At 58.3% G+C, this 16,384-nt stretch carries 16 protein-coding genes; 6 read left to right on the top strand and 10 right to left on the bottom strand.

Annotated elements, in window-relative coordinates; translation table 11 throughout:
* Positions 1-163 precede the first annotated feature (163 nt).
* Complete coding sequence (locus ACLQMU_RS09240) at positions 164-742, bottom strand: flavodoxin family protein (RefSeq protein ID WP_422149790.1); 579 nt, start codon at positions 740-742, stop codon at positions 164-166.
* A 250-nt stretch (positions 743-992) separates the two neighbouring features.
* Here ACLQMU_RS09240 and ACLQMU_RS09235 point away from each other — a divergent pair, with 250 nt between their 5' ends.
* From ACLQMU_RS09235 to ACLQMU_RS09225, 3 genes are all read left to right on the top strand, one after another.
* On the top strand, positions 993-1,496 hold the full coding sequence (locus tag ACLQMU_RS09235) for a hypothetical protein (RefSeq protein ID WP_422149791.1): 504 nt from the start codon (positions 993-995) through the stop codon (positions 1,494-1,496).
* Positions 1,489-1,638 (top strand): hypothetical protein, encoded by a 150-nt coding sequence (locus tag ACLQMU_RS09230; RefSeq protein WP_422149792.1) that lies wholly within the window; start codon positions 1,489-1,491, stop codon positions 1,636-1,638. Before ACLQMU_RS09235 ends, ACLQMU_RS09230 begins: the two co-directional genes overlap by 8 nt.
* Before the next feature lie 198 nt (positions 1,639-1,836).
* On the top strand, positions 1,837-2,712 hold the full coding sequence (locus tag ACLQMU_RS09225; protein ID WP_422149793.1) for a DNA-methyltransferase: 876 nt from the start codon (positions 1,837-1,839) through the stop codon (positions 2,710-2,712).
* Between the two features lie 43 nt (positions 2,713-2,755).
* Here the strand turns inward: ACLQMU_RS09225 and ACLQMU_RS09220 are convergent, their stop codons facing one another.
* The 3 genes from ACLQMU_RS09220 to ACLQMU_RS09210 are packed head-to-tail and all read right to left on the bottom strand — an operon-like array spanning position 2,756 to position 5,321.
* Positions 2,756-3,862 (bottom strand): hypothetical protein, encoded by a 1,107-nt coding sequence (locus ACLQMU_RS09220; protein WP_422149794.1) that lies wholly within the window; start codon positions 3,860-3,862, stop codon positions 2,756-2,758.
* 12 nt (positions 3,863-3,874) lie between these two features.
* A complete protein-coding gene (locus ACLQMU_RS09215; RefSeq protein ID WP_422149795.1) occupies positions 3,875-4,651 on the bottom strand; it encodes a TIGR01458 family HAD-type hydrolase in 777 nt (258 codons plus the stop codon).
* Positions 4,638-5,321, bottom strand: a complete 684-nt coding sequence (locus ACLQMU_RS09210; RefSeq protein WP_422149796.1) for a type 1 glutamine amidotransferase — start codon at positions 5,319-5,321, stop codon at positions 4,638-4,640. Before ACLQMU_RS09210 ends, ACLQMU_RS09215 begins: the two co-directional genes overlap by 14 nt.
* Positions 5,322-5,429: 108 nt before the next feature.
* Between ACLQMU_RS09210 and ACLQMU_RS09205 the strand changes: the two genes are divergently transcribed.
* Both ACLQMU_RS09205 and ACLQMU_RS09200 read left to right on the top strand, forming a co-directional pair.
* The gene (locus ACLQMU_RS09205; RefSeq protein ID WP_422149797.1) at positions 5,430-6,506 is read left to right on the top strand and encodes a ribonuclease H-like domain-containing protein; all 1,077 of its coding nucleotides are present in this window, start codon (positions 5,430-5,432) and stop codon (positions 6,504-6,506) included.
* The gene (locus ACLQMU_RS09200; RefSeq protein WP_422149798.1) at positions 6,493-8,802 is read left to right on the top strand and encodes a DEAD/DEAH box helicase; all 2,310 of its coding nucleotides are present in this window, start codon (positions 6,493-6,495) and stop codon (positions 8,800-8,802) included. Before ACLQMU_RS09205 ends, ACLQMU_RS09200 begins: the two co-directional genes overlap by 14 nt.
* A gap of 4 nt (positions 8,803-8,806) precedes the next feature.
* On the opposite strand, the gene ACLQMU_RS09195 is transcribed toward ACLQMU_RS09200, so the two are convergent.
* Positions 8,807-9,040, bottom strand: a complete 234-nt coding sequence (locus ACLQMU_RS09195) for a helix-turn-helix transcriptional regulator (protein WP_422149799.1) — start codon at positions 9,038-9,040, stop codon at positions 8,807-8,809.
* A 31-nt stretch (positions 9,041-9,071) separates the two neighbouring features.
* A complete protein-coding gene (locus ACLQMU_RS09190) occupies positions 9,072-9,458 on the bottom strand; it encodes a hypothetical protein (protein ID WP_422149800.1) in 387 nt (128 codons plus the stop codon).
* Between the two features lie 149 nt (positions 9,459-9,607).
* Between ACLQMU_RS09190 and ACLQMU_RS09185 the strand changes: the two genes are divergently transcribed.
* On the top strand, positions 9,608-10,573 hold the full coding sequence (locus ACLQMU_RS09185) for a phosphoribulokinase (protein WP_422149801.1): 966 nt from the start codon (positions 9,608-9,610) through the stop codon (positions 10,571-10,573).
* Positions 10,574-10,892: 319 nt separating this feature from the next.
* On the opposite strand, the gene sepS is transcribed toward ACLQMU_RS09185, so the two are convergent.
* The 4 genes from sepS to prf1 are packed head-to-tail and all read right to left on the bottom strand — an operon-like array spanning position 10,893 to position 16,376.
* Positions 10,893-12,545 (bottom strand): O-phosphoserine--tRNA ligase, encoded by a 1,653-nt coding sequence (gene sepS, locus ACLQMU_RS09180; protein WP_422149802.1) that lies wholly within the window; start codon positions 12,543-12,545, stop codon positions 10,893-10,895.
* Positions 12,546-13,451 (bottom strand): 4-demethylwyosine synthase TYW1, encoded by a 906-nt coding sequence (twy1, locus tag ACLQMU_RS09175; RefSeq protein ID WP_422149803.1) that lies wholly within the window; start codon positions 13,449-13,451, stop codon positions 12,546-12,548.
* Positions 13,432-15,105 (bottom strand): arginine--tRNA ligase, encoded by a 1,674-nt coding sequence (argS, locus tag ACLQMU_RS09170; protein ID WP_422149819.1) that lies wholly within the window; start codon positions 15,103-15,105, stop codon positions 13,432-13,434. The genes twy1 and argS overlap by 20 nt, the downstream gene beginning before the upstream one ends.
* Positions 15,105-16,376 (bottom strand): peptide chain release factor aRF-1, encoded by a 1,272-nt coding sequence (prf1, locus tag ACLQMU_RS09165; protein WP_422149804.1) that lies wholly within the window; start codon positions 16,374-16,376, stop codon positions 15,105-15,107. Before prf1 ends, argS begins: the two co-directional genes overlap by 1 nt.
* Between the last annotated feature and the right edge of the window lie 8 nt (positions 16,377-16,384).

Here is a 16,384-nt window from a genome sequence, read left to right as displayed (position 1 = left end):
AAGTTCGGCGGAGATCTGAAAGCAAGGAAATTTATTGTTCAGATGAAGGAAATCGCAAATAAAATGATTGTCTGTAACATTCACCGGTTCTTACAATTTCTCGTCACTGAGGTTTTCTACAGAGCAATTTTTTTAGAATGTCTATAGCAAACGAGTTCTGATATTATCCGATTCGTTCCGAAACCAGCGATGAACCGGCATCCTTCATGACAATGTCCAGATCTTTTCTTTCATGCGCCGGTCCGTTTCGCATACCGGCAACAACAAGTACCTCTCTAACATCAAATTCCAGCAACTGAAACATTTTTTTCGTATAATCAAAGTACACCTGGAACATGCCGGGATCAGGATTACCCTGAGTAAACACAAGAATCAGCTTCATTTTCGCGACTTTTTCTTTGTAATGTGGTGAGAACCGCGGAGAGATTTTCGCAAACAACCTGTCGGTGAATATCTTCGCCTGAGCACTCATCTGCCCCATGTAAACCGGCGAACCGAGGACAAGGGCATCGGCATGCTCAAGCGCCCCATACAGTTCCTGCATGTCGTCATTGATAATACAACCTTGATCGCCACCGTTGTGGCAGCAAAGACACCCTTGGCACGGTTGTATATCAAGATCGCTGAAATACCAGGATTGAGTTTCGGCGCCCTGTTCTTTCGCACCTTCGAGTATTTTGTTTACGGTCCAGGCGGTATTGCCTTCTTTTCGCGGACTTGCAATAATTCCGATGATCTTCATTTTTCTTCTTTGTAGGTCTGATCGGAGGATATAACTATTCTGTCACGTATCCGGGCTCACAGGATAAAGAATACTGTTCTTCCTGCCCCCCTTTCCCTCTTTTTGCACGCCAAACTCCTCGGATCCCGGAACCGGCCATAATCCTTCCCCGGATTCCCGCCCCCCGCGTACCCGTAATACCCCATATCGTCCACAGGTATGTGTCAAAGGGCGCCCCGAGACAAAGAAAAAAACAAAGGAAGTGAAAAAAATGACAGACTTCGCACCACGCAGTGCAATCAAGAGTGCGGTCCGCAAGCTTGCGGCACCGTTCGAGGACGTGGACGCGTTCAACGCGCTTGTCCAGTCCGTCATCCTGAACAATCCGTTCGGGTGTGTATCGTATATGAGCTCGGGCGCCAACCACCCGCCCGTAGAGAAGTCCCGCGAGAACTACACGGCAAAATTCGTGTACCAGGACAGCGACGCGAAAAAGATCGGCAGCGGCTCGGAGAGCTACAGCACGGTCGCCGGCTACAAGGCAGGCATCGCAGCAGTCCTCGCAAACTCGGCGAACGTCACGGCGCACGGGGGGACCCCGGCCCATGACTCCGATGGCGATGCGTTCTCCGCGACCATCAGGTGCCATGCGGCAAACGGGGAGATTTTCCTCCTGACATTTGCCCGGCAGCAGGTCTCGCTCTCGTCCTACGAGGATGACTCCATCCAGACCGTCGTTGAAACCTGGGCAGACGGTGTTCCCGCCCTTGCCTGAGGCGATCCCGATGGAAACCGAGATCGTCCTGGCCGGTGCCTTTCTGGGCACCGGCCTCCTCGCCTATGTGGTAATCCCCGGTCTCCTCGTCATGTGGGACCGGGTCCTCGACCACATGGAAACAAACGAAGAAAAGAAGTAAGAACGGCGGCCAAAAGCGGGGGAGGATCCCCCGCCCCGGCCTGCTTTTGTGCGATCCGTTTCACCTGTTACTACCACAACGGGCCTGCCACACCCTGCGTATTATTCTCCCCGGTATCGGCAGGTGCTCCCGGCCCCGGACAGGACATGCGTTTTTAATCTTCTCCGCTCTACCAGTACTTTACAGGCAGCGTGATCCGTGCGGCAGGAAAAAGTAAAGGACAAGGCTGGCAAGGCGAAGGTCCGGAAGGGCTCGAAGGATGCAAAAGAGTCCCATCATTCCTGCGAAAACCCGGCGATCGAACCTTTTGTGAACCGGATCATCTGCGGGGACGCTCTTTCCGTTCTCTCCGGCATACCTTCGGAAAGCGTCGACCTTGTCATCACCTCCCCGCCCTACAACTTCGGCCACGCCTACGCGCAGGACCTGCACGACGACACCCATGAGTGGAACGAGTACTTTGCGACGCTCAACCGGATCTGGGCGGAGTGCGCCCGGGTGCTCAGGCCCGGGGGCAGGATAGCCGTCAATGTCCAGCCGCTCTTCTCGGATTACGTCCCGACCCATCACATCGTCTCGAACCAGCTTCTGGGGCTCGGCCTGCTCTGGAAAGCGGAGTTTCTCTGGGAGAAGAACAACTACAACGCCAAGTACACGGCGTGGGGGAGCTGGAAATCGCCCTCTATGCCCTACATCAAGTACACGTGGGAGTTCGTCGAGGTCTTTGACAAGGGGACCCACAAAAAAACTGGCCGCCGGGAGGACATCGACATCACTGCCGATGAATTCAAGGAATGGGTCATCGGCCGGTGGAAGATCACGCCCGAGCACCGGATGAAAGAATTCGATCACCCTGCGATGTTTCCCGAGGAACTCCCCCGCCGGCTCATGAAACTCTTTTCGTACAAAAACGATATCGTGCTCGACCCGTTCAACGGCGCGGGAACGACCACGCTTGTCGCGGCAAAATACGGGCGCCGGTTTATAGGGATCGATGTCTCCCGGCAGTACTGCGATACGGCGATCCGGCGCCTTGCGGCTGCAACGGACTTCCGGGCACCGGCACTTCCCTGACGAAGTCGCTGAAGCCCGGTTGTAAGGTGCCGGCGCCTCTCGTCTACGCCGGCATGTTCGCCTTCACCCATTCGTAGGTGCCTTCCCGGTCGTACGCATGTGAGATGATGTAATTATAGACCCCGGCATAGGCATCGTACCGGGCAACCACCTGATGGTAGGTGTCAAGTTCAGCGTTATATGCCGATACGAGTGCGTTGTGGGACGAAACCTGGGCATTGTAGGCCCCGATATTTCCCGCGCTTCGCAGGGCCTGCATATTCGATTCTATTCCCGCTATCTGGTTCTGCTTTGCCGTAAGATCTCTTTCGAGCGGCTGGATCCGGGCGTCCATGCCCGACACCTGCTGCTCTGCGAGGGTGGACATGTCGTTGATATAGGATGTTTCCGCCCCGCTGGTGTACAGCGTCGTGCCGTTTCCGACCGGAATGACCAGCGGTTCCGATGTGAGGATTACTCCCCCTGCAAGTTCATCGGGCGGGACTCCTACATAGGAGAGGTTGGTCGTTTCGAGATAGGCATACCCGGTGTCCTTGTAGAGCGAACCGGTGGAACCCACGCCAAGAGCCATGTGCGACTCGGGAGAGAATTCGAAGAGCGCAACTTTGTACCCCTCGCGGGAGAGAAGACCGGCAAGGAGCACACTCTTGTCGTCGCAGTCACCGGCACCCTCCACCACGGTCTCAACCGGGTACTTCGTGGGATTATCGGGCGTGGTCTTATACGCTAGGGACTGGGTATAAGCAGCCATTAATTCGAGATACTCGTCACCTGAAAGTCCCTGTTCGTCACGGATCTTCCGGAACTGGGTTATCAGGTCCGAGTACATCTGGTCCTGCGCAGGATCGTTGACCATTTCCAGGTAACTATCCGTGACCCATGTGCTTTCCGACACGTTGCCGTAGATGGAAACCGATTTATCGGTAGATTTTGCCGCGTTGTAGACGGCAGCATCCACCGGCACCGTAATGGTGATCCGGCTTTTTTCGAACAGGAACGTGCTCGTGGCCATAATCGGGGCCGACTGCCCGGTGCCCACCTCTATGTGGGGAACGACCACCGACTCCCGGGTGTACTGGTAGCCGGCGGCAACGGCCATGGCAAGCAGGAAGACGATTATAACCGCGAGGGATAGTGTGGACCGGTGCATGAGAGTATTCCGTTACAGGATATCCCTGATATCTCCGACAGAATTTATCACTGCGGCGGGTCTTACCCCGCTTTTTTCGAGTGCATCCGCACGGAACTTACCGGTCCGGACAAGAACGCCCCGCATGCCGGCAGCCTGTGCCCCGCCAATATCGGTAAGGATATCGTCGCCGACCATCACGACCCCGTCGGCGGGAAGCCCCATATCGCGCAGCGCGAGATCGAAAAATGCCCGTGCAGGTTTTCCGACGACCATCGCGGTCTCCCCCGTCGCGTATTCCAGTGCTGCAACAAACGGCCCGGCCGAAAGTGAAAGCCCGTCCGGTGCCATCCAGTACCGGTCTTTTTCGAGCGCGATGAGCCCTGCCCCTTCCATCAGGCAGCAAAACGCGTGGTTCATGCTGGCGTAAGTCACCCGTTCCCCCGCATCCCCGACGATCACAAAGTCGACCGCGGTCGACCCGTCATCGGTGCACGCTCCCGCAAAGTCCCGGTCCACGTCACCTGTCGTGAGGAGGTATACCCGGTGTTTCCCGGTCTCCTGCAGGTACCGGACCGCAGCACGTGGTGGTGTAAATATTGCCTGTCCGGGGATATCGAACCCCATGTTTTCCAGCCGGGTTGCAATGGTCGCCCGACACTTACGGGTCGAGTTGGAGACGCACCGGAACGGGTAGCCCTGTTCTTTGAGATACGCGATGGCGTCCCGTGCACCGGGAATGGCGGTGTCGCCGGTAGAAAGCACGCCGTCAATGTCGATGAGAAATCCCTTCACATTACTGATTACCATTCATGACCTCCTTTGTCAGGTTCCAGCCAGCGCAGAAGGCGTCCATAAGTGCGGACCAGATCTGCCGGTTTCCTCCCATCCTCTCTTTTGTCTCCCTGACAAGCATCAACCGTTCTGCATCGCCGAGATCCTTTGCCCACTGCGCTATCACGGGAGCAGTCACCTCCGGGTGGAACTGGACGCCGAGCGCATGGCCGAGCAGGAATGCCTGGTTGGGGACTGCACTGCCTGTCGCAAGAAGTTCTGCTCCTTCCGGAAGATCGAAGGTTTCCGTGTGCCAGTGGAAGACCGGAAACGATGCCGGGAAGAGATGATCCCATGCCGGTGCGCAGCCATGGATTGTCCGCCAGCCCAGTTCCTTTTCTTTGGGATAGACCTGCATCCCGCACGCTGAAGCGATCATCTGTGCGCCGAGGCAGATCCCGAGCACCGTGCAACCGCGGTCGATCGCATTTCTCACCAGTTTTTTCTCGGGAGAAAGGAACGGGTATGTGCTCTCATCGTTGACGCTCATCTGGCCGCCAAGGATGATAAGCCGGTCCGGGGGATCGCCCGGGAGTGCGTCGCCTTCGTAGAGCCGGAGGAGCCGGAATGGTTTGTTACGGGCATCGAGATATTCCGCGATGGCGTCCGCAGGCTCGTACTCCCCGTGCTGGAAGATCGCGATCATTAAAAAAAGGTGTGCGTGGCATCATGATGAGCGTTCGCTTCACTTTCACCCCCCACGGCCGGTCTTTTAACCATCCGGTCCCCGGAATTCTTTGTACAGATGGCCGCCATGCAGGCAGAAAGCAGGATCGGGGCGCTCTGGCAGCAGCGGATGGATGCCCTGAAAGAATACGATATCGTCCGCGACGGGAATGTTTTTAGGGCCGGTCTCGTCGGCAGCTGCGTCTTCTCATCGGAATATGACCGGGCCCGGACCCTGCTCAGCGAGCTTATCGACCGGTATGACGGCGTTGAATTCGACACCCTCTTTCCCGGCAGGGAGATAGAAAATGACGGCGGCTCCTGCATCGCGCTTGAGAGCCGGCACTCCCTTACCCCTGCCACCATCGACTACGGGCGCCTTGCTCAGGAGATGCTTTCCGATCTCACGCTTGTGCACGGGGTAGGGGAAGTGTCGGAGCGGCAGCTGAAAACGCGGGGCTACCATACGATAGCGGACCTTCTCGGGCACCCGAAGTTCAGGTATGCGGCCCGGCAGGTACTCGAACGGCTGACCCGTGCGGACCCGGCCGATGTCATTGACCTTGTCGGGAACCGGCATACAAAGTCCCACCCGTTCGCGCTTGGGACGGCCGGCTCGTTTGAACCCGGGGATTATGTCTTCCTCGATATCGAGACGCTCGGGCTCTTTTCCCGGCCGATTATCCTCTTTGGCGTCGGCACCATCGAACAGTCATGTCTCGTGGTCCGCCAGTACCTGCTGCGCGATATCAGCGAGGAGGCTGCCGCTCTTTTTGCGACCGCGGAGCAGTGTTCAGGCCAGCGCCCGGCGCTCGTGACATTCAACGGGAAAGCATTTGATCTCCCCTATGTGCAGGACCGGCTTGCCTATTACGGCCTCGGTGCGATCCCCCGCATCCCGCATTTCGATATTTTACACTTCTCCCGGCGCCGGTGGAAAGGGCAGTTCCCGTCGTGCCGGCTTTCCACGCTTGAATCCGCAGTTCTCGGTGTCGCCCGGGCCGACGATGTCCCCGGCCAGATGGTGCCGGAGTTTTACGAAACCTATCAAAGGACGCAGAACTGCGGCCCCCTTGTCCCGATCGTCGGGCACAACCGGCAGGATGTCGTCTCGCTTGCCCGCCTCTTCTTTTACCTGCTGGGGGAGACCTGTGGCTGTCGCTGACGTGGTCCGGCTCCTTGGGACCAACCCGGTGTACCGCAGCCGGGTCACCTGTCACCAGGTCTCCGATCCGGAACCGGCCCGCTACGGTGCTCTGGACGAAGCGCTCCCCGGGGCGCTTTCTGACTACCTTGCCCATAGCGGCATCCGGCTGTACTCCCACCAGTGCGAAGCGATCAACGGTCTCCGTGCAGGGAAAAACGTAATCATCACCACACCCACGGCAAGCGGTAAGACCCTCGCGTTCAACATCCCCGTGTTTGCCAGCCTCGCGGCCGACCCCGGGGCCCGGGCACTGTATCTTTATCCCACAAAAGCCCTCTCGAACGACCAGTACGCGACCATCAGGGCAATGGAAACATTTACCGGCATCCCGGCAAAGCCGGCGATCTATGATGGCGATACACCGCAATCGAAAAGGGCCGCCATCCGGGAAAATGCCCGGATCGTTATTTCGAATCCTCACGAACTCCACCATGTTCTGTCGTGGCATGCGAAATGGAGCCCGTTTTTCTCAAACCTGAAGTTTGTTGTGATCGACGAGGCACACCGGTACCGCGGGGTCTTTGGCTCCCAGATCGCGCTCCTGATCCGGCGGCTCCTGCGGATTGCCCGCTCCTACGGATCCGACCCGCAGTTTGTCCTCTCGACTGCGACCCTTGCAAACCCGGAGGAGTTTGCCGGCCGGCTCGTGGGCCGGCCCTTTACGCTGGTCGATACTGACGGCTCACCGCACGGGACCCGGCACTTTGTCCTCTACAACCCCTTCTACGACGGCATCGGGGAACGCTCCGCCCACCAGGAGACAAAAGACCTCCTGCTCTCCTGCGTGAAAGGCGATCTCCAGACGCTGTGCTTTACCGGTTCACGGAAGATGGCAGAGCTCGTCACCATCTGGACGAGAGAGGATGCCCGGCGCACGTCCGCACGGCTTGCCCAGGGCATCTCTGCATACCGGGCCGGCTACCTCCCCGAGGAGCGGCGCACGATTGAGCGGCAGCTCAAGAGCGGCGAGGTCCGGGGCGTCGTCTCCACGAATGCACTCGAACTTGGCATCGATATCGGCTCGCTCGATGCGGTGATCATCGACGGGTACCCGGGCACGATGATGTCGGCCCGGCAACAGGCCGGCCGGGCCGGCCGGAAAGGCGGCGAATCGCTTGCGGTGCTCGTGGCGCAGGCTAACCCCCTCGACCAGTACTTCATGCATCACCCGGATGCGTTCTTCTCCCGCTCGCACGAGCATGCGATCATCGATACCGGGAACCCTTACATCGTCTCCGGGCACATGCTTTGCGCTGCGGCGGAACTGCCGTTACGTGAAGAGGCAGATGCCGGGTTTTTCGGGGAATCGTTTGCGCCCCTTCTTGCCGGCCTTGCAAAAAGCGGCCTCGTCAAAAAGACGCCCCGGGGATGGGTATACGCAGGCAGGGGCCGGGCAGCCGATGCGGTGAGGCTTGACGGCATGGCCGCAGAGAGTTTCCGGATCATGTGCCACGGCAGGATGCTTGAGACCATGGACCGGGCGCAGGCATACCGCGAAGCGCACAAGGGTGCGATCATGCTCCACCAGGGCGAGACCTACCTCGTAAACGAGATGGACCTTGAGACCCACGCTGTCCGGGTAAGCGAGACCGACGTGGATTATTACACGCAGCCGTTAAAAGAGGTGGATCTCCGCGTGATCGAAACGCTCGCGACCCGGGCAGTAAATGGGGTGAAATGCGCTTTTGGCGATGTCGAGGTGACCGAGCAGTACACCGCGTACAAGATCAAGCGCGGGGACACGATCCTCAGCGTCGAACCGCTCTCGCTTCCTCCGCTCACGTTCCGGACAAAGGCATTCTGGCTGGTCCTGCCCGACACTCTCGCCGCAGCAGTCTCTGCCGGCGGCCTCGATCTTGCCGGCGGGCTGCACGGCGCGGAACACGCGCTTATTGCGCTCATGCCCCTCCACGTGATGTGCGACCGCTGGGACATCGGGGGATTATCCACCCCCTCGTTCGGTGAGAATGGAGAGCCGACGATTTTTGTTTACGATGGGTATGAAGGAGGTATCGGCCTCGCGGAGAAGGCATTCACCCTCCTTCCCGCACTTTTTTTAAGCGCCTATGAACTGGTGCGTGACTGCCCGTGCCGGAAAGGCTGCCCGTCCTGCATCTATTCCCCGAAGTGCGGCAACGACAATGTCCCGCTCGACAAGGAGGCAACGGTTAAGATTCTCTGTGACCTGTGCACGGACCCGGGAATCCATGAAACCGGTGGGTGCCCGGCCGGGCCGGAACCCGTTTTCCCCTGAAGGTTCAATCGACGAGAACAACCCGGCGCTCCGGTTCTGGTTCATCGTCTTCGAAGATGAACAGGTCTTCGATCGGTGCGTGCAGGGCTTTTGCGATATCGTGCGCCAGCTTGAGCGATGGGTTGTATTTTCCTTGTTCGAGAAAGACGATCGTCTCGCGCCGCACGCCCACTTTTTTTGCGAGATCGTCCTGGGTTAAGGAATATTTTGCACGGAATTCCTTTATCTTCGTTTGCACAGGGATTCACACTCCGCGTACTCTGGCATAATCAATCGACATCACCTTTCCGGAAGAGAATCGCCTGGTAGATCACGGCGGAGAGCGCAAGGACAAGAATGGATGATACAAGTGCATTCTGCACACTGAGCCTGAGCACGTTGAGGCTGTCCAGCCAGAAGAGGCCGAACATGAATAAAATGCCGGTTAGCCAGGCATAGGATAACCCATATGCACCGATCTTCTTTGACCGTTCATCAGATTCCGGATCATCGCCATATTTACGGTGATTGGCGATACTGGTAATCAGGAAGGCAAGCCCTCCAGCCAGTAACATTGTTCCGAGATTCGACTCCCCAGGGATCAGCAGGATGGAGACGATACCGCTGATGACTATCAGCACTCCGATAATTATCCGGTAGATATTTTTTGGTTTCATGGCTGTCACGGTGGTATGTTATTTATTTCTAACATCTATCGGTATATTAATGTTATCTATTTCTAACATTTGGGGAAGGTCCTGCCGGCACCGGGATGCCTCTCTTCACGCGATCTTAAAGACCGATGCCATCTCACGTACCGTTACGCATGCCGCGCATCCCCAATTTCAAAGAGATTATCGCCCGGTCGCCGCTGGTCTTCGTAATCGGTGTCGCCGGGGACAGCGGGTCGGGGAAGACCACGTTCACGAACGCCATCCGTCAGATCTTCGGCCCAGATCTCGTTGCCACCATCACCCTTGACGATTACCACCGGTACGACCGGGAAGAGCGCCGGCGTCTCGGTGTTACCCCACTCAATCCGGATGCGAACAACCTCGTACAGCTTGAAACGGATGTGGCACGGCTCAAGGAAGGCCGTGCAATTCAGAAACCGGTCTACAACCATGAGACCGGGACGTTCGGTCTCCCGGTGCCGTTTGCCTCGAAAAAAATCATTATCCTCGAAGGGCTCCACACGCTCTTTACGCCCCGGCTGCGCGAACTCCTTGACTTCTCCGTCTTTGTCGACCCGGATCCTGAGGTGAAACACGCGTGGAAACGCCGCCGCGATACCGAAGGGCGCGGGTATTCGTCCGCGGAGGTTACCGAAGAGATCTCCCTGCGGGGGAAAGATTACGAGACCTACATCGCACCCCAGCGTTGCCATGCTGACGCAGTTATCCGCATCGGCAATTCCCGGTACGGGGACGAGAAAGGAGAGGCCGAGAATGTTTACCGGATCTCGCTCCTCCAGCACCGGATGGACCAGAAGGTGACCGATGTCGATCTCTCGATCGACCTGTACTCGCTCCTCTCCTTCCACGACCATGCCTTTATGATCGAGTTCTCGACCGAGGATGTGGCCTGCGCCCGGATGCGTGCGCTTACCTTCGACGGCGCGATGAACTACGGCACCGTCCGGAAACTGGAAACCAGCATCGAGCAGCAGACCGGTGTCCACCCGATCGCTATCTTCGAGAACCGTGTGACGGTGACCGCGACCGATCTCGTCCAGCTCATCCTCTCGTGGCGGATCATCCACTGGCGTATCTTCCTGCAGGATCGAATCTGATATTTTCCGAATCGTTTTATACGCCGGCACCGGTGTTGGAAACCCTTGGGAGAACTGCCAAAAGACCGGTACCAGGAAACGGGTCCGGTTCAACCTCCGCATGTAACGATGGTGCCGCAGCCCCCGAAGGGACGCCCCCGCGGCAACTCCCTGCCCCTCCGTGCCCCGGATGGGCCCTGAGGCGGGAAGCCCTCGTTACTATAATTTAATAGCTCTTTCAATTCGGCGCATTATCATTTTCAAGTCTAAACTTCTTTTCTTGGTTTCGAGAGTGAACACACTCGATTAATGGATCTTTAATCCAGAATAAAAAAGAGAATCATTCAGAAAGTTCTGACCTGACCGCAAGGAAGACCGGCCCCCGGACGTCCACTTTCTTCTTGTTGTCCGTGATGGCCCGCATCGCGTACTCTTCGATCCTGAGATTGATGTCGCTGGGGTGCTTTGCCATCTTGACCTGCACGAGCGTCCCCTTGCCGCACCGGGCTGCCCGTTCGATCTCTGCTGATGCAAGTGCGGATGCTGCACCGAGATAGGAGATTCCGGTCGGGGCGCCCAGTGTGCGCACGTCCTTCCACTTCTCGGCATCGGGCACGCCGAGGATGTTTCCCTCGTGGACGAAGATCTCGTTTGCGCACGCCGGCCCGCAGAGTTTTGCATTTGCTTCGGTTTCCTCGACCGTTACCTCCACGTGCGTACCGTACAGGGTGCCATCCCATGCCTCAAAGGAGCAGGGTCCCTGCGCCGTGGCATTGGCCGCCGCGACCTGTGCGATGGCAAGCGCGAGCGCCTTTCCTCCCGGCGTGACCGGCTCCTCCCTGAGGTGCACGGCGCGTGCGATCTCCCGGTCCGCAGGCGGACGGGGGAAGAACTGGGGATACGAAAGCTGGCGGACGTCATCTGCATTGTACGCGATCATCGCGAGCCGCTCGACCCCAAGGCCGAGGTTCATGACAGGTACACCGATGCCGTACTCGCCGAGGGCCGAGGGGGAGTACATGCCGAATGTCGCCACTTCCACCCAGCCGTGGACCGGGTGCTTTGCGTAGACCTCGGTCTGCGAATCCGGCATATAGTACTTGGAGCGCTTTTCGTCGGGCTGGAACCGGAAGTCCTCGTACCCGAACGCGGAGAGCAGCGCCCCGCTCACGGCCTTGCCGTCCTCGATGGTGACATCTTCTCCTGCGACCACGCAGGATGCGGAGTGGTAGGTCATGAGCCGGGTCGGGCCTTCTGCCTGCTCGCGCCGGAAGCAGCGGTCGACCGAGAAGAGCCGGATGGGAAGCGGCGTGCGCTCCCAGATCGAGCCGAGCGTCATGAACCAGCCGCTGGTCATGTGGCTCCGGAGCGTGCTCCGCGAGGATTCAGGCACGAGCGACCTGAACTCCGGGAAGACGGCATCGAGGATATGCACGACAATACCGTCATCAACCCCGAGGACTTTTGCCAGTTCGAAGGTGAGCTCGTCCCCGTCGATCTCCGATTTCTTGTATGCATGGAGGGTTTCGCGGAGCCGCTCTTCGGTCTCCTTTGTCATCGGCTGGAATGGTGCCTTGTGGCCGCTTTCTCCTGCCGGTACCGTATGGCCGTGGGCGAGCGGGCTTTTGTGGCTCTGGAGGATTTCGTTGATCTCGTCGAGTTGCTTTTTTGCGATCCCTACATTCGGGCGCGGGAGCCCACCGATGTAGAAGACCCGGTCCAGGACGGCCATCGCCTCGGGGCCGAACTGCCGGTAGATGTCGCTTTCCTCGACGATCACCGGGTTCTCGCATTCGTCGAATCCCATCGCGAGGTAGATCTCACGCAAGCGGTTGATCGTCTCGAAAATCGGGTGCGCCTGCGCACGCTTGTACCGGAGGAGGGGGTACTTCCCATCCCCGCCCGGCGGGGTGATCACAGACGGGCCTTCGTGCCACGCCCCTTCGAAGTTCGTATGGGATTTCTCTTTCCAGTCCTGGGGGTTGAATCTCATTTACACACGCTCCATGCATATGACCCTGCTCAGGGGGTTTTCATCACGGATTTTATAATCGCACGATGCGGCAATTTTTCTCGTAAATGCCCTCACCTGCTCATGTTCCGGCATGTTGCTCTGTTTCAAACGGTTTCTACTGTATCCCAGATACATGTATCCCTTGACCTCGACAAAAGTCGCTCCAGCGTCCTGCAGGAGCCGGGCATAACCTTCAGGGTTTATGTCATTGAGCCCCTCTACAAGCGTGATCCGCACTGCCGAGCGTTTTGTCGAGAGGTGCGCAAGGCTTTCCCTGATCCGGTCCCAGTACCCACCCGCATCGCCCATCGGCCGGCAGATCTTTTCGTAGGTTTCGAGGTCGGGCGCATCGAGCGAGACGTATTGCTGGAACGGCCGGCACCGGGCGAGCACGTCCGGGTTCGTGCCGTTGCTGACCACAAACGTGGTGTAGCCGTCCGCGTTGAAGAGGTCGACAAGTTCCGGGAGACGGCTGTACAGCGTGGGTTCGCCCGAGAGCGAGATCGCCACGTGTCTTGGCGCGAGCGCTTCCTGCCAGCGTTCATCGGTCACGGTATTGTCGAGCACTGCGTTGTAACCAGCGAGCGCTTTTTTCTGTAATTTGTGCACATTTGCGAGTATGGTTTCGGGCGGGCATTCCTCAATTTCCGTCATCTCGTGCTCGAACGAGCGCCAGCAGAAGAGGCAGCGCTGGTTGCAGCGCAGCGTCGGCGTCATCTGGACGCAGCGGTGGCTGTCGACCCCGTAGAACTGGTGCTTGTAGCACATGTCGCCCCCGGCAAGGGCCCGCTTGCACCAGAGGCAGGGCTTGAGCGCGGCGGAGGAAGCCGGTGAAAAGAAGAGATATCCCTGCTTTCGCAGGGCATCACATGGTGCGGATGGCATCGATCCCGAGCGTCTCAAGCGATTCTTTTAACGTATTCTGCACGGCAGTAACGAGCGTAAGCCGGCGGTCGCGCACCTTGCCCTCGCTCTTGAGGACCGGCTCGTAGTGGTAGAACGTGTTGAAGGTGTCGGCCAGTTCGTGGGCGTAGGTGGCGAGCAGGTGCGGGCGGAGCTCGGCGACCACTTTTTCGATAACCCCGGGGAACTTTGCGATCTTCTTTGCGAGCACTATTTCCTGTTCTGTTTCAAGATCGTAGCATTCGGTGAACGTCCCGGCTTTGTTTAATATGCTGCACGCCCGCGCATGGGCGTACTGGATGTAAGGGCCGCTCTGGCGCTCGAAGTCAAGCGCTTCCTTCCAGTCAAAGACCGTGCTCTTTTCCGGTGAGATCTTCACAATATCGTACCGGATCCCGGCACGGGCGACGGACCCGGCAATCTCCTTACGGGTCTCCTCGTCGAGTTCGGGCCGGCGGGTCGTGACTTCCTCAAAGGCACGCTTCGTGACCTCATCTATCAGATCGTCTGCGGAGACGAATTTTCCCGCCCGGGTGCTCATCGAGCCCTCGGGAAGCGAGACGAACTCGAAGTGCACGATCTCCGGGGCTTTCTCGCCGAGGAGTTTCATGGTGCACTGGAGCTGCGCCCCGATCAACTTGTGGTCGGCGCCGAGTACGTCGATGACCCGGTCGAAGTTTGCGCTCTTCCAGGTGTGGAACGCGAGGTCGCGGGCCGCGTAGACCGAGGTGCCGTCGCTCCTCCGGATCACGTACTTGTTCGAAAAGCCGAACTCTGCAAGGTCGAGCGCGAGCAGGTTCTCTTCGGTCCGGGCCTGCGGGAGTTTCTCGATCTTCCGGATGACCCTCTTTGTGTCGCCATTCCTGACAAAGTCGCTCTCCCAGACAAACCGGTCGTGTTTCACGTTGAGTTCCTTCATCGTCACGGCAAACCCGTCGAGGCAGCGGGAGACTTCCTTACGGAACTTTTTTACCGTCTCTGCATCCCCGCCTTCCACGAGTTGCATGAGCTTGTCGACCTGCTGCGTGATACCGGGGTCTTTTTCGATCTCCCGGTTGGCCTCGATGTAGACCCGGGCGATGTGGGCGTCCTCTTTCTCACCCTCGGCTTGTTCATGTTCGAGATTGTCAAAGCCCCAGACAACGATCGCGATCTGCCGGCCCATGTCGTTCACGTAGTACTGGACTTCGAGCCGGTAGCCGGCCTTCCGGAACGCGCGGGCGAGCGTGTCCCCGATGATGGAGTTCCTGATGTGTCCCACGTGGAGGGGGCCGTTCGGGTTTGCGCTCGTGTGTTCGAGCACGACCCGGGTCTCCTTTTTGGGGAGCGAACCATAGCCGGGTTGCGTTGCGGCTTTGAGCGCCGCACTTACGTAGGCGCTGCCGAAAACGAAGTTGATGTACGGGCCCTTTGCCTCGACCGTGATGCCCTGCTGCACCAGTTCCGGGTTGTTTTTAAGCGCACAAACAATATCCTGCGCTATCTTTACCGGTGCCTGTTTTTTCTCCTTCGCAAGGCCGAATGCGACAGTCGAGGCGAGGTCCGCGTGCTCCCCGCCATCGGTGAGCTGGACGTCCTGCGTCCCCGAGCATTCCGCCAGTGCCTTTTTGATTATTGTTATCGCGTCAAAAACCATCAGCATCCCGTCCTGTACCTGAGGATCGCGGCAATCCCGCCGAATGCCGAGAAGAGGATCGAGCCCTCCTCGAAATCGTCCGAGATCAGCTCCACTTTTGCGCTGGAGCTGTCGGCGAGTTTTGCCAGTTCGTCGATGATATCGATCTCCTCTTCAAGCACGAGCGGCGCGGTGCACTTCGGGCACGTGCCGAGCTCTATGTCGCGGACAGTCTTTCCGACCGGCATGCTCACGGTCCGCTCCTCGGTGTAATCGCAGCTCTGGCATTTTATCCTGAGCCGGGACTTACGGAGGTTTGCGGAGAGAAGGAGCGTGTCGACCGCCCCGATCTCGAGGTTTTTTCTTATGCTCTCCTCCCCGTAGGCGGCAAGACCGTTGTCTTTTACCAGTTCTTTTAAGAACCGTTCCATCAGGGACTTTTCCTTAACGACCTCCATCCCCGAGAGCGCGTCCTTTGCGGCATCCACGAGCTCGGGCAGGCCGTCCTCGTTCGTGTACGCGACGTCAAAGAGGCCGATGATCTTTTTCTGGACCTCGTGGTGGAGGAAGTTTCCGGCCTCGAACTCCTCCTTTGTCGGGCTCGGGCCGCCGATTAAAAGGCCCTTAAACCGCTCGAAGAAATTCTTCTCGGCAAGGAAGATTGCGCTCGAACGCTCGCCGACTTTCGTGTAAAACTCGTTGATCGCGATCTCGCGGAGCCTGCCGAACCGGGCTGCCGACTGGCCCCCTTTTCGCATTTTACCTGGTACGGTGGAGGTTGAACCCCCGATCGGCTCGATCCGGTTGCCGCGCAAAAATCCCCAGTACGCCTCGCGCCGGTCGAGGACGAGCAGGCCATAGACGTACTTCTCCTCGAGCATCTGCTTGAGGGGTTCGAGCTCGAACTTCGAGCTGCACCGGTACATGTAGAGGTTGAGGGGCTCGGGCGGCTCGATAACCGTGCACTGGAGGTCGGTGCGGTCACCGTAGAGCTTCACCGTGCCGCAGAAAACCGCCATGCCCTTCTCTGGCGGGCGCTTGTAGTACTTGAGCCGTGAGAGGATCGAGGAGATGGCGCTCTGGACGTTGGTCCGTGTCTGCTTGCTCTTGATGTTCGCGCACTGGCCGAACTCGTCCTTGAGCTGGCCTGTCACATCGTAGATCTGCTTGTCGGGGGGGATGTAGAGCGTGATAAGCTCCGTTCCGTCCCCCTCCTGCGCCTCCAGTTTTTCGAGCGTCTTTTTGAACTCGTAGCGCTTGCGCGCATCGTCCATTTCCCCGGGTTCTGTCATGAGCGGTG

Origin of the sequence: Methanoregula sp. (assembly GCF_052325125.1) — an archaeon.
GTDB lineage: Archaea > Halobacteriota > Methanomicrobia > Methanomicrobiales > Methanospirillaceae > Methanoregula.
The sequence above is the reverse complement of the archived record's forward strand: the minus strand, read 5'-3'. Positions and strand labels throughout refer to the sequence as shown.